Origin of the sequence: Hymenobacter sp. HDW8, from assembly GCF_011305775.1 — a bacterium.
In the GTDB taxonomy this organism is placed as follows: domain Bacteria; phylum Bacteroidota; class Bacteroidia; order Cytophagales; family Hymenobacteraceae; genus Hymenobacter; species Hymenobacter radiodurans.
In genome coordinates this window covers 1,168,389-1,183,826 of sequence record NZ_CP049907.1, presented here as the reverse complement: position 1 = coordinate 1,183,826, position 15,438 = coordinate 1,168,389, and the positions used below count along the sequence as shown (strand labels likewise).

At 56.8% G+C, this 15,438-nt stretch carries 14 protein-coding genes; 5 read left to right on the top strand and 9 right to left on the bottom strand.

What is annotated here, in order from left to right; genetic code table 11:
- Positions 1 to 27: 27 nt before the first annotated feature.
- The 8 genes from G7064_RS04850 to G7064_RS04815 all read right to left on the bottom strand — a co-directional run bounded on the left by G7064_RS04850 (position 28) and on the right by G7064_RS04815 (position 8,890).
- On the bottom strand, positions 28 to 387 hold the full coding sequence (locus G7064_RS04850) for a c-type cytochrome (RefSeq protein ID WP_205711176.1): 360 nt from the start codon (positions 385 to 387) through the stop codon (positions 28 to 30).
- 127 nt (positions 388 to 514) lie between these two features.
- Positions 515 to 1,567, bottom strand: coding sequence for a sugar phosphate isomerase/epimerase family protein (locus G7064_RS04845; RefSeq protein WP_166072692.1), 1,053 nt, complete (start codon positions 1,565 to 1,567; stop codon positions 515 to 517).
- A gap of 6 nt (positions 1,568 to 1,573) precedes the next feature.
- Complete coding sequence (locus tag G7064_RS04840) at positions 1,574 to 2,725, bottom strand: Gfo/Idh/MocA family protein (protein ID WP_205711175.1); 1,152 nt, start codon at positions 2,723 to 2,725, stop codon at positions 1,574 to 1,576.
- An 18-nt stretch (positions 2,726 to 2,743) separates the two neighbouring features.
- Positions 2,744 to 3,358 (bottom strand): gluconate 2-dehydrogenase subunit 3 family protein, encoded by a 615-nt coding sequence (locus tag G7064_RS04835; protein WP_166072691.1) that lies wholly within the window; start codon positions 3,356 to 3,358, stop codon positions 2,744 to 2,746.
- A gap of 18 nt (positions 3,359 to 3,376) precedes the next feature.
- Complete coding sequence (locus tag G7064_RS04830) at positions 3,377 to 5,053, bottom strand: GMC oxidoreductase (RefSeq protein ID WP_166072690.1); 1,677 nt, start codon at positions 5,051 to 5,053, stop codon at positions 3,377 to 3,379.
- 43 nt (positions 5,054 to 5,096) lie between these two features.
- On the bottom strand, positions 5,097 to 5,981 hold the full coding sequence (locus tag G7064_RS04825; RefSeq protein WP_166072689.1) for a sugar phosphate isomerase/epimerase family protein: 885 nt from the start codon (positions 5,979 to 5,981) through the stop codon (positions 5,097 to 5,099).
- Between the two features lie 610 nt (positions 5,982 to 6,591).
- Positions 6,592 to 7,821 carry a multidrug effflux MFS transporter gene (locus tag G7064_RS04820; protein WP_166072688.1) on the bottom strand — a complete coding sequence of 410 codons (1,230 nt, stop codon included), beginning with the start codon at positions 7,819 to 7,821 and terminating at the stop codon, positions 6,592 to 6,594.
- A gap of 262 nt (positions 7,822 to 8,083) precedes the next feature.
- Positions 8,084 to 8,890: an NIPSNAP family protein gene (locus tag G7064_RS04815; RefSeq protein ID WP_166072687.1), complete on the bottom strand. Its 807-nt coding sequence runs from the start codon at positions 8,888 to 8,890 to the stop codon at positions 8,084 to 8,086.
- Positions 8,891 to 9,007: 117 nt separating this feature from the next.
- On the opposite strand from G7064_RS04815, the gene msrB reads away from it, so the two are divergent.
- Positions 9,008 to 9,505: a peptide-methionine (R)-S-oxide reductase MsrB gene (gene msrB, locus G7064_RS04810; protein WP_166072686.1), complete on the top strand. Its 498-nt coding sequence runs from the start codon at positions 9,008 to 9,010 to the stop codon at positions 9,503 to 9,505.
- Here the strand turns inward: msrB and G7064_RS04805 are convergent.
- A complete protein-coding gene (locus tag G7064_RS04805) occupies positions 9,477 to 10,508 on the bottom strand; it encodes an N-acetylmuramoyl-L-alanine amidase (RefSeq protein ID WP_240935740.1) in 1,032 nt (343 codons plus the stop codon). The genes msrB and G7064_RS04805 overlap by 29 nt on opposite strands.
- A gap of 257 nt (positions 10,509 to 10,765) precedes the next feature.
- On the opposite strand from G7064_RS04805, the gene uvrA reads away from it, so the two are divergent.
- From uvrA to G7064_RS04785, 4 genes are all read left to right on the top strand, one after another.
- Positions 10,766 to 13,327, top strand: a complete 2,562-nt coding sequence (gene uvrA, locus G7064_RS04800; RefSeq protein ID WP_166072684.1) for an excinuclease ABC subunit UvrA — start codon at positions 10,766 to 10,768, stop codon at positions 13,325 to 13,327.
- 227 nt (positions 13,328 to 13,554) lie between these two features.
- Positions 13,555 to 14,355 carry a HipA family kinase gene (locus tag G7064_RS04795; protein ID WP_166072683.1) on the top strand — a complete coding sequence of 267 codons (801 nt, stop codon included), beginning with the start codon at positions 13,555 to 13,557 and terminating at the stop codon, positions 14,353 to 14,355.
- Positions 14,333 to 14,719, top strand: a complete 387-nt coding sequence (locus G7064_RS04790) for a DUF3037 domain-containing protein (protein ID WP_166072682.1) — start codon at positions 14,333 to 14,335, stop codon at positions 14,717 to 14,719. The genes G7064_RS04795 and G7064_RS04790 overlap by 23 nt, the downstream gene beginning before the upstream one ends.
- A 271-nt stretch (positions 14,720 to 14,990) precedes the next feature.
- The gene (locus G7064_RS04785) at positions 14,991 to 15,422 is read left to right on the top strand and encodes a hypothetical protein (RefSeq protein ID WP_166072681.1); all 432 of its coding nucleotides are present in this window, start codon (positions 14,991 to 14,993) and stop codon (positions 15,420 to 15,422) included.
- Positions 15,423 to 15,438 lie beyond the last annotated feature (16 nt).

The following is a 15,438-nucleotide window of genomic DNA, read 5'->3' as shown; positions in this document are numbered from 1 at the left end:
GCTCAGAATGACCGCCTCAATTTTCTCTTACTTCAGCGTGAGAATGTAGCGGGCCATTTCCTCCGCGTCGGCCACCGATATAGCGGGATGGGGCGTCATGGCGATATCGCCCCAGTTGCCTTTGCCGCCGGTAATAATTTTGCCCCCCAGCATCTTAATGTTGGCTTCCGTAGCCGGATACTTCTGGGCAACGGCCTGATAGGAAGGGCCCAGGAGCTTCTCGTTTACGCGGTGGCAGGTGGCGCAGTCGCTGCCTTCCATTAACTTGGCACCCTTGGCCAGCGCCCCACCAGTTGGTGTAGTTCCAATTTTGGTGACATTGGTATCAACCTGAGGCTGACGAGCAACGGCGCTCATATTGGCACCCGTGGTGCTGTCGGCATTCATGGTTTCTTCGGGTTCCGCCAGCGTATATTTCTCCTGGGGGCTTTATTGGACTCGGAGCTACAAGCAGCTAAAAAAGCGAAGGAACTAAGGAGCAGAAGGGCTTTTTTCATAGTGCGAAAGGAGAATATTAAAGGCCTAGAAGGCTTTTGTTGTGAGCTTCATCGGTGCCGGCGGCCGCAAAATCATCGAAGGCTTTGTCGGTGACGTGGATGATATGGTCGCGGATGAAGGTAGCGCCTTCGCGGGCGCCGTCTTCGGAATTTTTCAGCGCGCATTCCCACTCCAGTACGGCCCAGCCGGGGAAGTCGTATTGGGCCATTTTGCTGAAGATAGCCTTGAAGTCCACCTGTCCGTCGCCGAGGGAGCGGAAGCGGCCTGCCCGGTCTACCCAGCTTTGGTAGCCCCCGTACACGCCCTGCCGCCCTGTCGGGTTAAACTCCGCATCTTTCACGTGGAAGGCTCGGATTCGCTCATGGTAGATATCGATGTACTCCAGATAATCAAGGCATTGGATTACAAAGTGGGAAGGGTCGTAGAGCAGGCAGGCGCGCGGATGGTGCTTCACTTTGTCGAGGAACATCTCGTAGCTAATGCCGTCGTGCAGGTCCTCGCCAGGGTGAATTTCGTAGCATACATCGACCCCGCACTCGTCGAAGGTTTGCAAGATGGGCAGCCAGCGGCGGGCCAGCTCGTCGAAGCCAGTATCAACCAAGCCAGCGGGGCGCTGGGGCCAGGGATACACCATCGGCCAGAGCAATGCACCGCTAAACGTGGCGTGAGCCGTCAGGCCCAGATTCTGCGAGGCTTTGGCGGCGTACTTAAGCTGCTGCACTGCCCATTCTTGCCGGGCTTTGGGGTTGCCGCGCACGGATTCGGGCGCGAAACCATCAAACAGTGAGTCGTACACCGGATTCACGGCGACCAGTTGGCCCTGCAAGTGCGTGGATAACTCCGTGATTTCCAGCCCCGCGGCCTGCACCGTGCCTTTCACCTCGTCGGCATAGGTCTGGCTTTCGGCAGCTTTTTGCAGATCGATAAAGCGGCTATCCAGAGTCGGGATCTGTACGCCTTTGTAACCCAGGCCGCTGGCCCATTCACAGATGGAAGTCAGGCTATTAAACGGCGCCTGATCAGAGATGAATTGCGCCAGGAAAATTGCGGGGCCTTTGATGGTTTTCATGCGCAGCTAGACGGTAAACTCAGTCCACTTATGATCGGAGCGGCCCGAGGCAATTACGTTTTCGATAAAAGCCATTCCCCGCACGCCTTCCTCGATACCGGGATAATCGAGGGCTTCAGGGGACGCAGATTTGCCCCCCAGGTCGGCTTGCAGGCTCAGCGCGAAGTTGCGGTAGAGGTTGGCAAATGCTTCGAGGTAGCCTTCCGGGTGTCCGGCGGGCGTGCGGGTGTTGTGGCGGGCGTACGAGCTAACGTAGCTCGCGCCAGTCCGCCGGATTTCCATCGGCTTATCCAGCCATTTCACTTGGAGGGTGTTCGCGTCTACTTGTTGCCATTCCAAGCCGCCTTTGTCGCCATACACGCGCAGGCGCACGTTGTTTTCCTCACCCGCCGCCACCTGCGTAGCCACCAGCACACCGCTGGCCCCACTCGAGAGGCGGAGAAGCACGGCCCCGTCATCGTCGAGCTTGCGGCCGGGTACAACCGTGTTGATGTCGGCACAAAGCTGGGTTACAGACAAGCCCGTCACGTACTCCAGCAGGTTGAAGGCGTGGGTGCCAATGTCGCCCATGGCGCCGGCCACGCCGCTGCGGGTGGGGTCGGTGCGCCAGGCGGCTTGCTTGTTGTCGGAGCCTTCCTCGAAGTTGCTCAGCCAGCCCTGCGGATATTCCACGTAGGCTTTGCGCACGGTGCCCAGGTCGCCAGAAGCTACCAACTGCCGCGCCTCCTTCACCATGGGGTAGCCGGTATAGGTATGCGTGAGGCAGAACCGGCCGTTGCTGGCGGCGGCCACCGCTTGTAAGTCCTTGGCTTCAGCCAAAGAAAAGGTCATGGGCTTGTCCAGGATGACATGGAAGCCGTTTTCCAGCGCTAGCTTGGCTGGGGCAAAGTGCAGGTGGTTGGGCGTCACGATGGACAACACTTGCACGCGCTTGTCGGCGGGCAGGGCTTTCTCCCGCTCAATCAATTCCTCATACGACCCATACACGCGGTCGGCGGACAAGCCCAGGAGCTGGCCGCTGGCTTTGGAGGTGTCGGGGTTGCTGCTGAAGGCGCCGGCTACTAACTCGTAGAGGCCATCCAAGGCGGCGGCGTGCCGGTGCACGGCGCCAATAAAAGCCCCCTGGCCACCGCCAATCATGCCTAGTCGTAGTTTCATGCCGTCCAAGGTCGCAGATTAAGTGGTGGCCCAGGCTTTGTCGCCCTTTTTGTAGGGCACGCAACCTTCGTATTTGCCCGGCACGGGCGAATACCGCAGGGCTTTGGTGCTGCCCACTTCCGAGGTAAAATAGCCGAGCAAGGTCAACTCCTTGATCATGCGGAAGTAATGGTTGGGGTCCTCCGGCGTTTTGGTCTTGGCGTAGTTTTTCTGTTCCGCATCGAGGGCCGTGAGCAGTGCCGTGCGCTGGGCGGCGTCAGATGCCAGAAAGCCTTTGCCGTTCTTCTTTTTGGAAGCTTCTTCCAACTGATCCAGTCCTTTCAGAAAAATCTGCTGATCCTTCGGCTTGTAGCAGTCGCGCACCATAACGGCCATAAAACCGCCCACGTCGGCGGCTTTGGCGCCGGGCGAAGAAGTAGTTGGCAGAATAGTGTCGCCTACCTCATTCAAATAAGCAACTTGCTCCTGATTGAGAACGGGCTTCAGTTCCTTCGCCGCTGGGGGGCTTTTTTTGGCGGTTTTGGCTTCCTTTTCCTGGCTCGGGGAGGAGCAGCCAGTGAGGAAATAATCGGCGCCGATGATGGTGCCACCCATGATGAGGGCTACTCGGCCCAGTGCGTCTCTTCTGTTCATAATGCTGCCGAGTAAGAATTAGATATTCTGCTTTTTCAACTCGCTTACTGCATGATCCACCGCCCGAGCAGTCAGGGCCATATACGTCAGCGACGGGTTCTGACAGGCCGCCGAGGTCATGGCCGCACCGTCGGTCACGTACACGTTGGGGGCGTCCCACACCTGGTTGTGCTGGTTGAGTACGGAGGTTTTGGGGTCGCGACCCATGCGAGCGGTGCCCATCTCGTGGATGCCGCCGCCTAGGGTGTAGCCGTTGTTGTAGGTGTTCACGTTTTTAAGGCCCGCTTTTTCCAGCATCTCCTTGGCATCCTGCATCATATCGATGCGCATTTTCTGCTCATTTTCGCGAATGGTGGCGTCGATGGCTAGCACTGGCAGGCCCCACTTATCTTTTTTGGTTTTGTCGAGGTAGGTGCGGTTGTCGTGGTAGGGAAGGGTTTCGCCGAAACCGGTCAGGCCCATAGTCCACTTGCCGGGCTCGGTGAGAGCATCCTTAAAGTCGCCCCCAATGTTCATTTCCGCAATTTCCCGGCTCCAACCTTCCCGGCCGGCGCCGCCCTGGTATCCAAAGCCGCGGATGTAGTCACGTTTGTCGCCAAACAGGTTGCGGTAGCGCGGAATGTAAATACCATTGGCGCGGCGCCCGTACACGTACTTATCCTCGTAGCCCTCCGCTTCGCCGCTGGCGCCCGCCCGGAAGTGATGGTCCATCAGGTTGTGGCCCAGCTCCCCGCTGCTGCTGCCCAGGCCCTCGGGCCACACGTCGGTGGCCGAGTTCATCAGCACCCAGGCCGAGTTCAGGGCCGAGGCGTTCAGGAAGATGATTTTGGCGAAGTACTCGTAGGTCTCGTTGGTTTCCGCGTCGAGCACTTCTACGCCTTTGGCCCGCTTGGTATCCTTGTCGTAGAGAATTTTGGTGACGATGGAAAACGGCCGCAGCGTGAGGTTGCCGGTGGCCACAGCCGCGGGCAAACTCGCCGACTGCGTGCTGAAATAAGCCCCGAATGGGCAGCCCAGCCAGCACTTATTGCGGTACTGGCAGGCCACGCGGTTGTTGTGCCCCACCGTAATATTGGCCGTGCGGCCAATGACCATATGGCGGTCCTTGAAGTTCTTCTTGATGCGCGCGGCCACGTCCTTCTCCACGCAGTTCATCTCCATGGGGGGCATAAATTCGCCGTCCGGGAGCTGGGGCAGGCCGTCGCGGTTGCCGCTGATGCCGGCAAATTTCTCCACCCGACTGTACCACGGCGCCAGATCCTTGTAGCGAATGGGCCAGTCCACGGCAATGCCATCCTTGGCATTGGCCTCGAAGTCGTAGTCGCTCAGGCGGTACGACTGCCGGCCCCACATCAACGAGCGCCCGCCTACTTGGTAGCCCCGAAACCAGTCGAAGGGCTTCACCTCCACGTAGGGGCTTTCCTTCTCCTTCACCCAGAAGTCTAGATTCTGCTCGTTCAGTGTGTAGTCGCGGCTGAGCACCGGATAGTCCTCGATCATCTGCTGGGTTTTGCCCCCCCGGTGCGGAAATTCCCAGGGGTTTTTGTTGGCGTTCACGTAGTCCTTAATGTGTTCCACGTTGCGGCCGCGCTCCAGCATGATGGTCTTCAGGCCTTTCTCGGTCAACTCTTTGGCGGCCATGCCGCCTGAAATACCTGATCCGATGACGATGGCATCGTAGGTGTTCTTTTCCATAAGGGGTGGGGTAAAAGTAATGGAAGCGAGAGTCCGAGGCGGACTATACTAAAGTGCGCTTGATGTGCGTGATGCTTTTCTGGATGCTGTCGAAGGGTGAGCCGGGCGTTTGGTCCTGCTCTACAAAGTAGTATTTCAGGCCCGACTTACTGGCCTGAGCAAAGATTTTTTTGAAGTCGATAGTGCCGCTGCCTACCTCCGTAAAGTTCTTTTTAGGTGTATTATCCATGTCCTTCACGTGCCAGAGTGGGAACCGGCCGGGGTGCTGCTGAAATAGCGCAACGGGGTCTTTGCCGGCTTTCACGGTCCAGTATAGGTCTAGCTCCATCTTCACCAGTTCCTTGTCCGTGCTGCTCAACAGCAAATCGTAGGGCGTTTTGCCGTTCTGGGGGGCAAATTCGAAGTCGTGGTTGTGGTAGCACATCTGGATGCCCGCTTTCTTGGCCCGTTCACCGGCTTTGTTAAGCTGATCGGCCACGTACTTATACTTATCGAGGCCACCGCGCTCGGCTTCCGATAGGTAAGCGCACACCATATACTTGATACCAACCTGAGCGGCATCGTCCACGGCTTTGTCCCAGCCGTGCAGCATGGTGCCTTGCACCGGCTGACCTTTTTCCTGCTCTTCTCCTAACCGGTAGTGACTGCTGGGCATAATCAGGCCATTCTGCTTGAGTACGCCGGCAAAAGCCGCGGGCGTCATGCCGTAGAATTTCTGGCTACCCGTGTAGGTGGCGCCCTCCATCGAGTTGTAACCCAACTTGGCCACGCGGGCTAGCGTGCCCGCCGGATCCTTTTGCATCGCATCGCGCACGGTGTATAGCTGAAGCCCGATATACGATTTGGGTGCGGCCAGCAATGCAGGTGAAATAAACGCACCAGCTGATAGCAGCGCAGCAGACTTCACAAAGGAACGGCGAGAGGTCATAAAGAGAAGTTGGTGGGAAGGAGAGAAATCGTATGGTCGTGTTTCGGCAATAGGCAACAAGTAACCGGAGACTGATACATCGGTGTCAGGTACTCGCGCTGCTGCTTATTCAGAGCTGATTGGCAAGGAAAAAAGCCTTGCTGTAGAAGTACAGTTCACTAATTTATCCTTCCTTTTTCCGGTAATGCAAGCTTTTTCCAAGGAAAGATAGAACCCTGCTGCTTATTCCTACCCAAGCTAAACCGCTTAGTGCACAACCCTAAAACCTTGTTTCTTCGGATTTGGGGGGCTTTTTGTTGATTTTTAGCTGATAAAAACACACGGATAAAAAACAAGTGAGGAGCTTGCTTCACGGAAAAGGTTTTTGTGCACTCAAGCGCGTTGGCTGGCTTCTAGAGTGTTGTGTTAGGGCCTGGGGTCACTCCTACGGTGGGCTATAAATTCAACCCGAATACAGCCGTTTTCTACCATACCAAGTAGAGGATATTGCGGAGACATATACTGCCGCCGCTACCTTTTGCATAAAGGCCTTGGTCCCACAATAGCGCAGCAAATTGCTGCGCTGTTGTGGGACCAAGGCCGAATTCTGACTAAGGATGCTTATCGACTGCTAGTGCACTGGCTCCGCCATCTGATCAGTGGATACATTCACTTGCTCAGTAATCTGCCGGCGACCGGTGAGCAGCAGCACCAAAGCTACCACCGACGTGACGGCCATGATAGCCACCATGGGCACTGCCGTGCCGTTGCTGAAAACACTCACCGCCATAGAAGCTAACGCGCCCATCGCCATCCGAATAGCGCCCATTAAAGCCGAGGCGCTACCTGCATTTCGCGCGAATGGAGCCAATGAAAGGGCGGCGGTATTGGGGCTGCTAAAGCCGAGGCAGCATAGGAAAATAAACAGCAGGGCAATCGTGCCATAAAGGCCAATCCAGCCACCGCTGATCAGCACCAGAAAAACCACGCCGGTCAGCACCTGACAGATCAGGGCAGCATACACCAGTTGCTCATTCTGATAATGCCGCAGCATGTAGCTATTTACCTGACTGGCGCCAATCAAACCTACCGACAGGAAGGCGAAAATCCAGCCGTACACCTCGCCACTTACCCCAAAAATCTCCATAAACACCAGCGGTGAACCGGCCACGTAAGCGAAGAGGCCGCAGAAGGACATAGCGCCGGTAAACGTGTAGGTATAAAACTGTGGCTCGCGCAGCACCGACCAGAAATTGGCCAGAATAGGCTTGGGCTTCAATGACATAGTCGTGTCGGGCTCATAGCTTTCGGGCAACCAGAGAAAGGTGGCAATCAGCAGCAGCAAGCCCATTGCGCCCAGCACGATAAACACGCCGTGCCACCCGAAGGCTGCCGTTACATAACTACCGGCGGTGGGGGCAATCATGGGCGAAAGGCCAATCACGAGCATTATCAGGGCAAATACTTTCGCACTGTCTTTCACCGGGAATAGGTCGCGTATCATCGCCACGGAAGCAACGCCCGCGGCGCAGCTCCCAATGGCCTGTATCAGGCGCAATACGATAAGCCCATCAATGGTCTGAATCATGGCGCAGCCGATGGAGGCCAGCACATACACGGCCAGCCCCACATATAGCGGCTTTTTGCGTCCAAACCGGTCGAGCAGCGGCCCATACAGCAGCTGGCCCGCCGAGATACCAACGAAGAAGCTGGATAAGGACAAGGTAACGCGGGCAGCCGTGGTATTTAGGTCCTCGGCAATGGCCGGAAAGCCCGGCAGATACATATCGATGGAAAACGGTCCGAGCGCCGAAAGGCTGCCCAAAATCAAAATCAGAAAAAAGTACTGTTGCTTTGACATAAATGCTACTGGGGGGCTTTTTTGCCCTGATGATTTCGCGGAGGAATGCGTGTAGTAAGTAGCCCGGATGGCTTCATGGGGGCCAAAAGTCTTCCTCGCTGGAACGCATGGAAAAGTGCAGGCTAGTTTTCGAGGGTGTTACCACCGACGGATTCGGAATGGCTAAGACGTGTGAACGGCCTGACCGGCCGTATAATTCACCAGAATAAATATTTTAATATAATCTCATTAATTGCTCATCGCCCGACTTCTGGGTTAGAAACTAGATATCGGAGTAGGCGGTGGGGCGCAGAAACAGAATGTCAATCTTCGATACGTTGTTTTGATATTCGGGTGCCGCGGCCAGCTTTTTCCACTCCGGGTCCGCGCCGAAGGCTTTCCAGTGCTCGTCGCGGGCCGCTTGGTTTTCGAACGTGGTGAGATACATCAGGTTGGGCATGCGGCTGCCGGCCACCACGCGGGCGTAGAATACGGCGTTGAAGCCCAGACGCTCGAACAGTGGTATTTCGCCGCCCTGGTCAAACATGTGCACCTTATTGCGGTGTTGTTTCTCGGTGGCGCTTTCGTAGCTGCGCAGCTCATACACGCGTTCGTTCCGCGGCCCTTGCAACTGCGGTTCCCGCAGGCGCAGCTTATCAGTAAAAGCCTCCAGCTGAATGTTTTCTAAGCGTAGGTACGGCGGAGCGGTATGGACGGCATTCCAGTAGGCAGGGCTGGTTTTGGCAAAGTCCGCGTCCTGTTCTAGTCGCTCCGCCACGCGCCCCAGATGAGCAAGGGAAGAGTAAGGAATGAGCACTACCACTCGCCGGTCGGTAGCAGTATCATTGCCGATGGGCTTGAAAACCCCCACCTTCCGAACGCCCAGCTTGTGCAGTGCTGGCAGAAAAGCCCCCCGCAGAAAATTCTCCACCTGCTCTTCCTGCTGCCCGGTTTTCACGTGGTAAATTCGGAGCTGGTACATTTCGCGGTCGGCGGCAGGCCGGTACGCCGACACAGTTAATAGCGTCGCCAGCGCTAATAGCGTCGCGCCAATTCTGCTGATTTGCCGCGCTAGGGATAATTTGTTCATAAGACCAAAGGAATAGAAGATACGGGGAGGTGAGCTAAGTATGGAAAAATACGTTACCCCAAACCGGGCGCCCATTTACCCAGAAACCTACTACGTTAAAAACGAACAACACGCCTCATGCTCCGCTGGATTGACGTCCTGAAATTTGCCAAATACAGTAACCCCGAGCCGCCCAGAAGAGTGGAGCAATCGGAGGCGGCGTGGGAGGCGCAGCTGACGCCCGCGCAGTTTGAAGTGCTGCGGCTGAAAGGCACCGAGCCGCCGTATCGCAACGCCTATTGCCGCTCCTACGAGCCGGGCGTGTACGTCTGTGTTGGCTGCGGTAGCCTGCTATTCAACTCCACGGAGAAGTATCACGCCATATCCGGCTGGCCCAGCTTCACGCAGCCCATTGCCAAAAACGCCATCAAGTACGCCTTCGATACCAGCCACCATATGCAGCGCATCGAAGCCCTCTGCAACGTCTGTGACTGTCATTTGGGCCACGTTTTCCCCGACGGACCCGCGCCCAGCGGCTTGCGCTACTGCATGAATTCGGTAAGCTTAACTCAGACCGGAGAAGTAGCGCTGGGGGGCAAATTTCAGCCTAACGACGAGAGCGGTAATCGGCTATAATGCCCTCGCAGATCCAGTTGGCCAAGGCTTGCCGGTTATCCGGAATAACGAAGCGGCGCTGGTCTTTGTCGTTGCGGATGTTGCCCAGTTCCATGAACACAGTCGGGGCGAGGCTCTTGCGCACCACGTACAGCGAATTGCGCGTCGATACATTGCCGGAGTATGGCCGGTTGGGCTGGGCGCGGCGGTAGCGGGCGGTAAAGGTTTGGTGAATGCGCTGGGCCAACTCCTGACCCGCCTTGCTATTGGAGTTGTGGTAGAAAAACACGTCGATGTTCTGGCCGGCGCTCCGACTGTCCACGTGCAGCGTCAGTAGGCGTTGGTAAGCGCCCTTGTGCCGGGCATGCAGGCTATTCACGGCATTGATGCCCTGGCGCAGACGAGCCAATTGATTAAGCGGAATAGTCTGGCGCGGATACGTTACTTCGTCGTAGTCAATGGGCAGCACAGCCTGGTCGCGGATGCCGTCGTTGGGGTCCTGGATGATCATATACACCTGTGCGCCGTGCTCCATCAAAGCCCTAGCCAGCCGCAGCGTTACGTCATAAGCATATTCGTCTTCGGCCAACGCGGCGCTACCATACTGCCCAATAGCCCCCGGATCGGGCCCGCCGTGGCCGGCAGATACGTACAGTACAGCCCCTCGTAGTTGCTGGGTGCGAACAGTTACGCCCCCGTAAGTGGGGCCAAACAAGCTGGCCGGCGGAATGGGACCCACCGTTTTGGCAGTGGCCACCGTTCTTTTTACCTCCTTGGGGCTGGGTGGGGGCGAGGCCACGGGTAGGCGGTATTTATGGCCCACAATCAGACTCTGATTCTTGCCCAGCTTCGCCTGATTCAGTGCTAGAAAAGGACGTAAGTGCCTCGTCGGATTCAGGCCGTAGCGCCGCAGCAAGGTGTGGGTGCCGTCGCCGGCACGGGCCGTAACCAGGCGGTAGGTACCCTGACTAAATGCCTGAAACGAAGTCAGCAGCAGTACCAGGAAAAGAGAAATAGAACGCAAAAGCAGCAAGCAGTAGGTAGGGAGAAAATTTGTGTATACCGATATGGGCGTAAAAGTACCGCTGACATGCTTATAAACATGCGCTATTTCAGTACTTGTGGCATAACCTTTCGTTTCTGCCGGGAGTACGAGGCGTTTATAAGGGGTTAAGTACCAGGTATAAATAAAGCTATTGCGGCAAGCAGATATATACTTCCACATCGAATACGTATCTGCACACTGCTTTACCTGCCGTTTTTATTTCGCACTGCTGCTATATGGCCAAATCTTCTTCCGAGCCTGCTACTACTCCTTTTACTGGTTTTGTACACGTGCGCGGTGCCCGCGAGCACAACCTCAAAAACGTTGATGTAGAAATTCCGCGCGACGCTTTGGTCGTATTCACGGGCGTGTCGGGTTCGGGCAAGTCAAGTCTGGCGTTTGGGACGCTTTACGCAGAGGCGCAGCGCCGCTATCTGGAGTCGGTGTCGCCGTATGCGCGGCGCCTGTTTCATCAGATGGCAGTGCCCGAAGTCGATTCCATCGAAGGTTTGCCCCCCGCCGTGGCTTTGCAGCAGCAGCGCGGCACGCCCACCACGCGCTCGTCCGTAGGCAGCGTCACCACTCTCTCCAACCTGGTGCGCATGCTGTACTCGCGGGCCGGCGACTACCCGGCGGGGCAAAGCATTATTTACGCCGAAGCCTTTTCGCCGAATACGCCCGAGGGTGCCTGTCCCACCTGTCACGGTTTGGGCCGCATTTATGAGGTAACCGAGCGCTCCATGGTGCCCGACGACTCGCTCACCATCAGGGAGCGAGCCATTGCCGCGTGGCCTCAGGCCTGGGGGGGGCAAAATCAGCGCGATATTCTGGTCACGCTCGGCTACGACGTGGATCGGCCCTGGCGCGAGCTTTCCCAGAAAGACCGCGACTGGATTCTGTTCACGGAGGAGCAGCCGGTCGTGCCGGTATACCCTGGGTATTCGCCCGCCGAAACTCAACGCGCCCTGAAGCGCCGGGAGCCCCCAAACTACATGGGCACCTTCAGCAGCGCCAAGCGCCACGTGCTGCATACTTTCGCCACCACGCATAGCCCACTGATGAAAAAGCGGGCCTTGCAGTACATGCTCAGCACTGAGTGCCCGCTCTGCCACGGCAAGCGCCTCCGGCCTGAGTCGCTGTCGGTGAAGTTTGCGGGGCTGGATATTGCGGAGCTTTCGCATTTGCCCCTGAAGCGCGTAGCCAACCTGCTGCGCCCTTACGCCGACGGCACGCACACCGGCCGCAAAAAGCACGATGCCGCCCACCCCGAGCAGGTTATCGTGGCCCAGCGCATTGCCGCCGACTTAGTTGCACGCCTCGCCGTGCTGCTCGATCTGGGGCTGGGTTATCTGTCTTTGGAGCGCAGTACGCCCACCTTGTCGCCGGGGGAGCTGCAGCGGCTACGACTGGCTACTCAGCTGTATTCCAATCTGTTTGGCGTGGTGTATGTGTTGGACGAGCCCTCCGCCGGCCTGCACCCTTCTGATACCGAGGCATTGCTGGCCGCTCTGGCGAGCTTGAAGCAAAGCGGCAATTCTCTGTTTGTGGTCGAGCATAATCTGGACGTCATTCGGCAGGCTGATTGGCTGGTGGATGTGGGGCCGGCGGCCGGTGAACAGGGCGGGGAAGTACTGTATAGCGGCTCACCAGCTGGTTTGGCAAAAGTCCCGGCTTCGCAAACACGCCGTTATTTGTTTGGCCAGGAAAAGCCCCCCACGCGTCCACCGCGCACACCTAGCGGCTGGCTGCGGCTGGCGGGCGTCACGCGCAACAACCTGAATGAGCTGGATATAGCGTTTCCACTCGGCGTGCTTACCACGGTTACCGGCGTGTCGGGGTCAGGCAAATCGAGCTTGGTTAGTCAGGTGCTGGTGGAGTTGGTAGCCGAACATTTGGGCCAACCCATAGAAGCCGAAGATGAGCAGGAAGGTGACGAGCTAGCGCGGGCCGCACCCATTGCTACTGGGGGGCAAATTGTGAGCGGTATGGAAAATATTAAGCGCTTGGTACGCGTCGACCAGAAGCCAATTGGCCGCACGCCGCGCTCCAATATGGCCACCTACACCGGCCTCTTCGACCATGTGCGCAAGCTGTTTGCCGCCACCAAAATGGCCAAAGGCCGCCGCTACGATGCCGGCCGCTTTTCCTTCAACGTAGCCAAAGGGCGCTGCGAAAACTGCCAGGGCGAAGGCTTCGTGATGGTAGAATTGCTGTTTCTACCCAGCGTGTACGCGCCTTGCCCCGTTTGCCACGGTGCCCGCTACAACGCCAAAACGTTGGAAGTCACCTATCAGGACAAAAACATAGCGGAGGTACTGGGCATGACCGTGGATACGGCCTGGGAGTTTTTCGCTGCCGAGCCCACCGTGCAGCGTGCCCTCACCGTACTGCGGGAAGTAGGTCTGGGCTATCTGCGGCTGGGACAACCCGCCACCGAGTTGTCGGGCGGTGAGGCTCAGCGCATTAAGCTTGCTACCGAGCTCCAGCGTACGCAGCGCGGTACCTCGCTTTATGTGCTAGATGAGCCTACAACTGGCCTGCACCCCTCCGACGTAGAAAAGCTCATGGCCCAGCTCGACGGTTTGGTAGAAGCCGGCAACACCGTCATTGTAGTGGAGCACGATATGCGCGTTGTAGCTGGCAGCGACTGGGTTATCGATATGGGTCCCGGTGCCGGCGATGAAGGAGGCCAGGTAGTTGCCGCCGATTCGCCTGCCAAAGTCGCTAGAAGTAAGGCCAGCCGCACCGCTCCGTATTTGGCGCGCTTTCTTAGCGATGGGCAGGAAGTTAATAGATAAATAATTCATTAACGAGAACGTCATGCAGAGCGCAGCGAAGCATCTTGCGTGCTGAGTTGCTAAGCTAAACAACGAAGCGAGCGAGATGCTTCGCTGCGCTCTGCATGACGGTCAGACTTAATTCATTCCTTTTCAGGCCACGCATAGCGTAGTTCTCAATTCTAGTTCAAATAAACTCCCCGCATTGTGCGTCCTTTGCAGGCCTCATTTTTCAGTTTCGTGTGCTTATGCCGGCTAATCTTTCTTTGAGAACCGTTGATGTAACGCGCTATGTGACGCCACTGCGAGAAGGTGGCTCCCTACCGGCGTTAGCAGAGGCAGACGACGGATTTCTGTACGTTTTAAAATTCAGAGGAGCAGGGCAGGGCATTAAAGCTCTCATTGCCGAACTCATTGTGGGCGAAATAGCGCGCGTGATGGGGCTGCGCGTGCCGGAACTGGTATTTTGTCAGCTCGATGAAGCCTTTGGGCGCACCGAGCCCGACGAGGAAATTCAGGATTTGCTGCGCGCCAGTACCGGCGTCAACCTAGGGCTGCATTACCTGTCGGGCGCTATCACCTTCGACCCGCTGGTAACTGCTATCGAGCCCTATCTGGCCTCCCAGATTGTGTGGCTCGACTCCCTAACCTTGAACGTCGACCGCACTGCCCGCAACACTAATATGCTGATGTGGCACAAGGAGTTATGGTTGATTGACCACGGCGCGGCCCTCTATGTGCACCACGCCGGTTCTGGCTGGGCTCAGCCGGAACGCCAGCGCTCCTTTGCCCAGGTGAAAGACCATGTGTTGTTGCCCAAAGCCGCTGAGTTGGAAGCCGTGAATGCCGAAAGCCGAGCATTGCTTTCAGGTGATGTTATCCGAGATATTGTGGCTTTGGTGCCTGACGAATGGCTATTGGAAGCATTTTCCGCGGATACCACGGCCCAGGAGCAGCGCACGGCCTATGTGGAGTTTTTGGAAGCTCGCCTCGCCGCATCAGATACTTTTGTTCAAGAAGCGCAGCATGCCCGACAAGCACTTATTTGAGTATGCCGTTCTGCGCGTGGTGCCGCGCGTGGAGCGAGAGGAGTTCCTGAACGTGGGCGTCATTGTGTACTGTCGGGCGCAGGGCTTTTTGCAAACGCAGTTTGAGGTGCCCGAAGCGCGCCTGCGCGCTTTTGCCGGCGACCAACTGGATATGCAGGAGCTAACCGAGCGCTTACGGGCTTTTGAGCGAATCTGTCAGGGTCGCCCTGAGGGTGGCCCCATTGGTCAATTGCCTATTGCTGAGCGGTTTCGTTGGCTTACGGCCACGCGTAGCACGGTGGTGCAAACCTCGCCCGTACACCCCGGACTCTGCGAAGATGCCGCCGCGACGCTGGCGCGTTTGCACGCACAGCTTGTGCAGTGAATTTGCTGGCGTTAGCATCTGAAGCCCTGTCCTTATTAGAGAATCAATTGGAATTGGAGCTAAAAAAGCCCCCCAGAAAAGTTATAGTTAATCTTCGGGCAAGCTAAAATTATACTAGTCAGTCGATTATCTCCCTTTCAGCGGTAATAGAGAACGCGAAAGTTAAATTTATAAAAGTCAGCCGTTGGTATGGTAGTTGGGGCTACAGCCACTGCGCCAAGGTTCAGAGGCGGCACTTAGCAAATTTTGGGGAAGGGAGGTCAGGTTGAGTATGTCGAATAACTACCACATTTATTATGAGAATCCCATTGGGCGAGCCGTGGAGGATCCGATGGGTTTCGCCCGCCTCACCTATCAGCCCGGCTTACGCTCCTTTGACGAATTCAAAGACCTCTTAAGGCACGTCATGAAGCTGCTGATTCGGCAGCAAGATGGCTGCCTGCTTATCGATCAGAGGGTAATGACTCCTTTCACGCCCGAAGAGCAGGAGTACGTGATTCAGCAGTGGCTCCCGCGCCTGGTGGAAGAAGGTGGCTATCGATATGGGGCTGTGCTGGTAGCGCAAAATGTATTTGCGCGTCTGGCTACGGCCACCGTGATATCTGCCGTGCGCGACTTATCCATCACGTACCAATATTTTGAGCAGGAAGCTGAAGCCATCACCTGGCTTATGAGTCAGCAACGCCAGGCAGTAAGGGCTTAGTGTAGAACCTAGTATC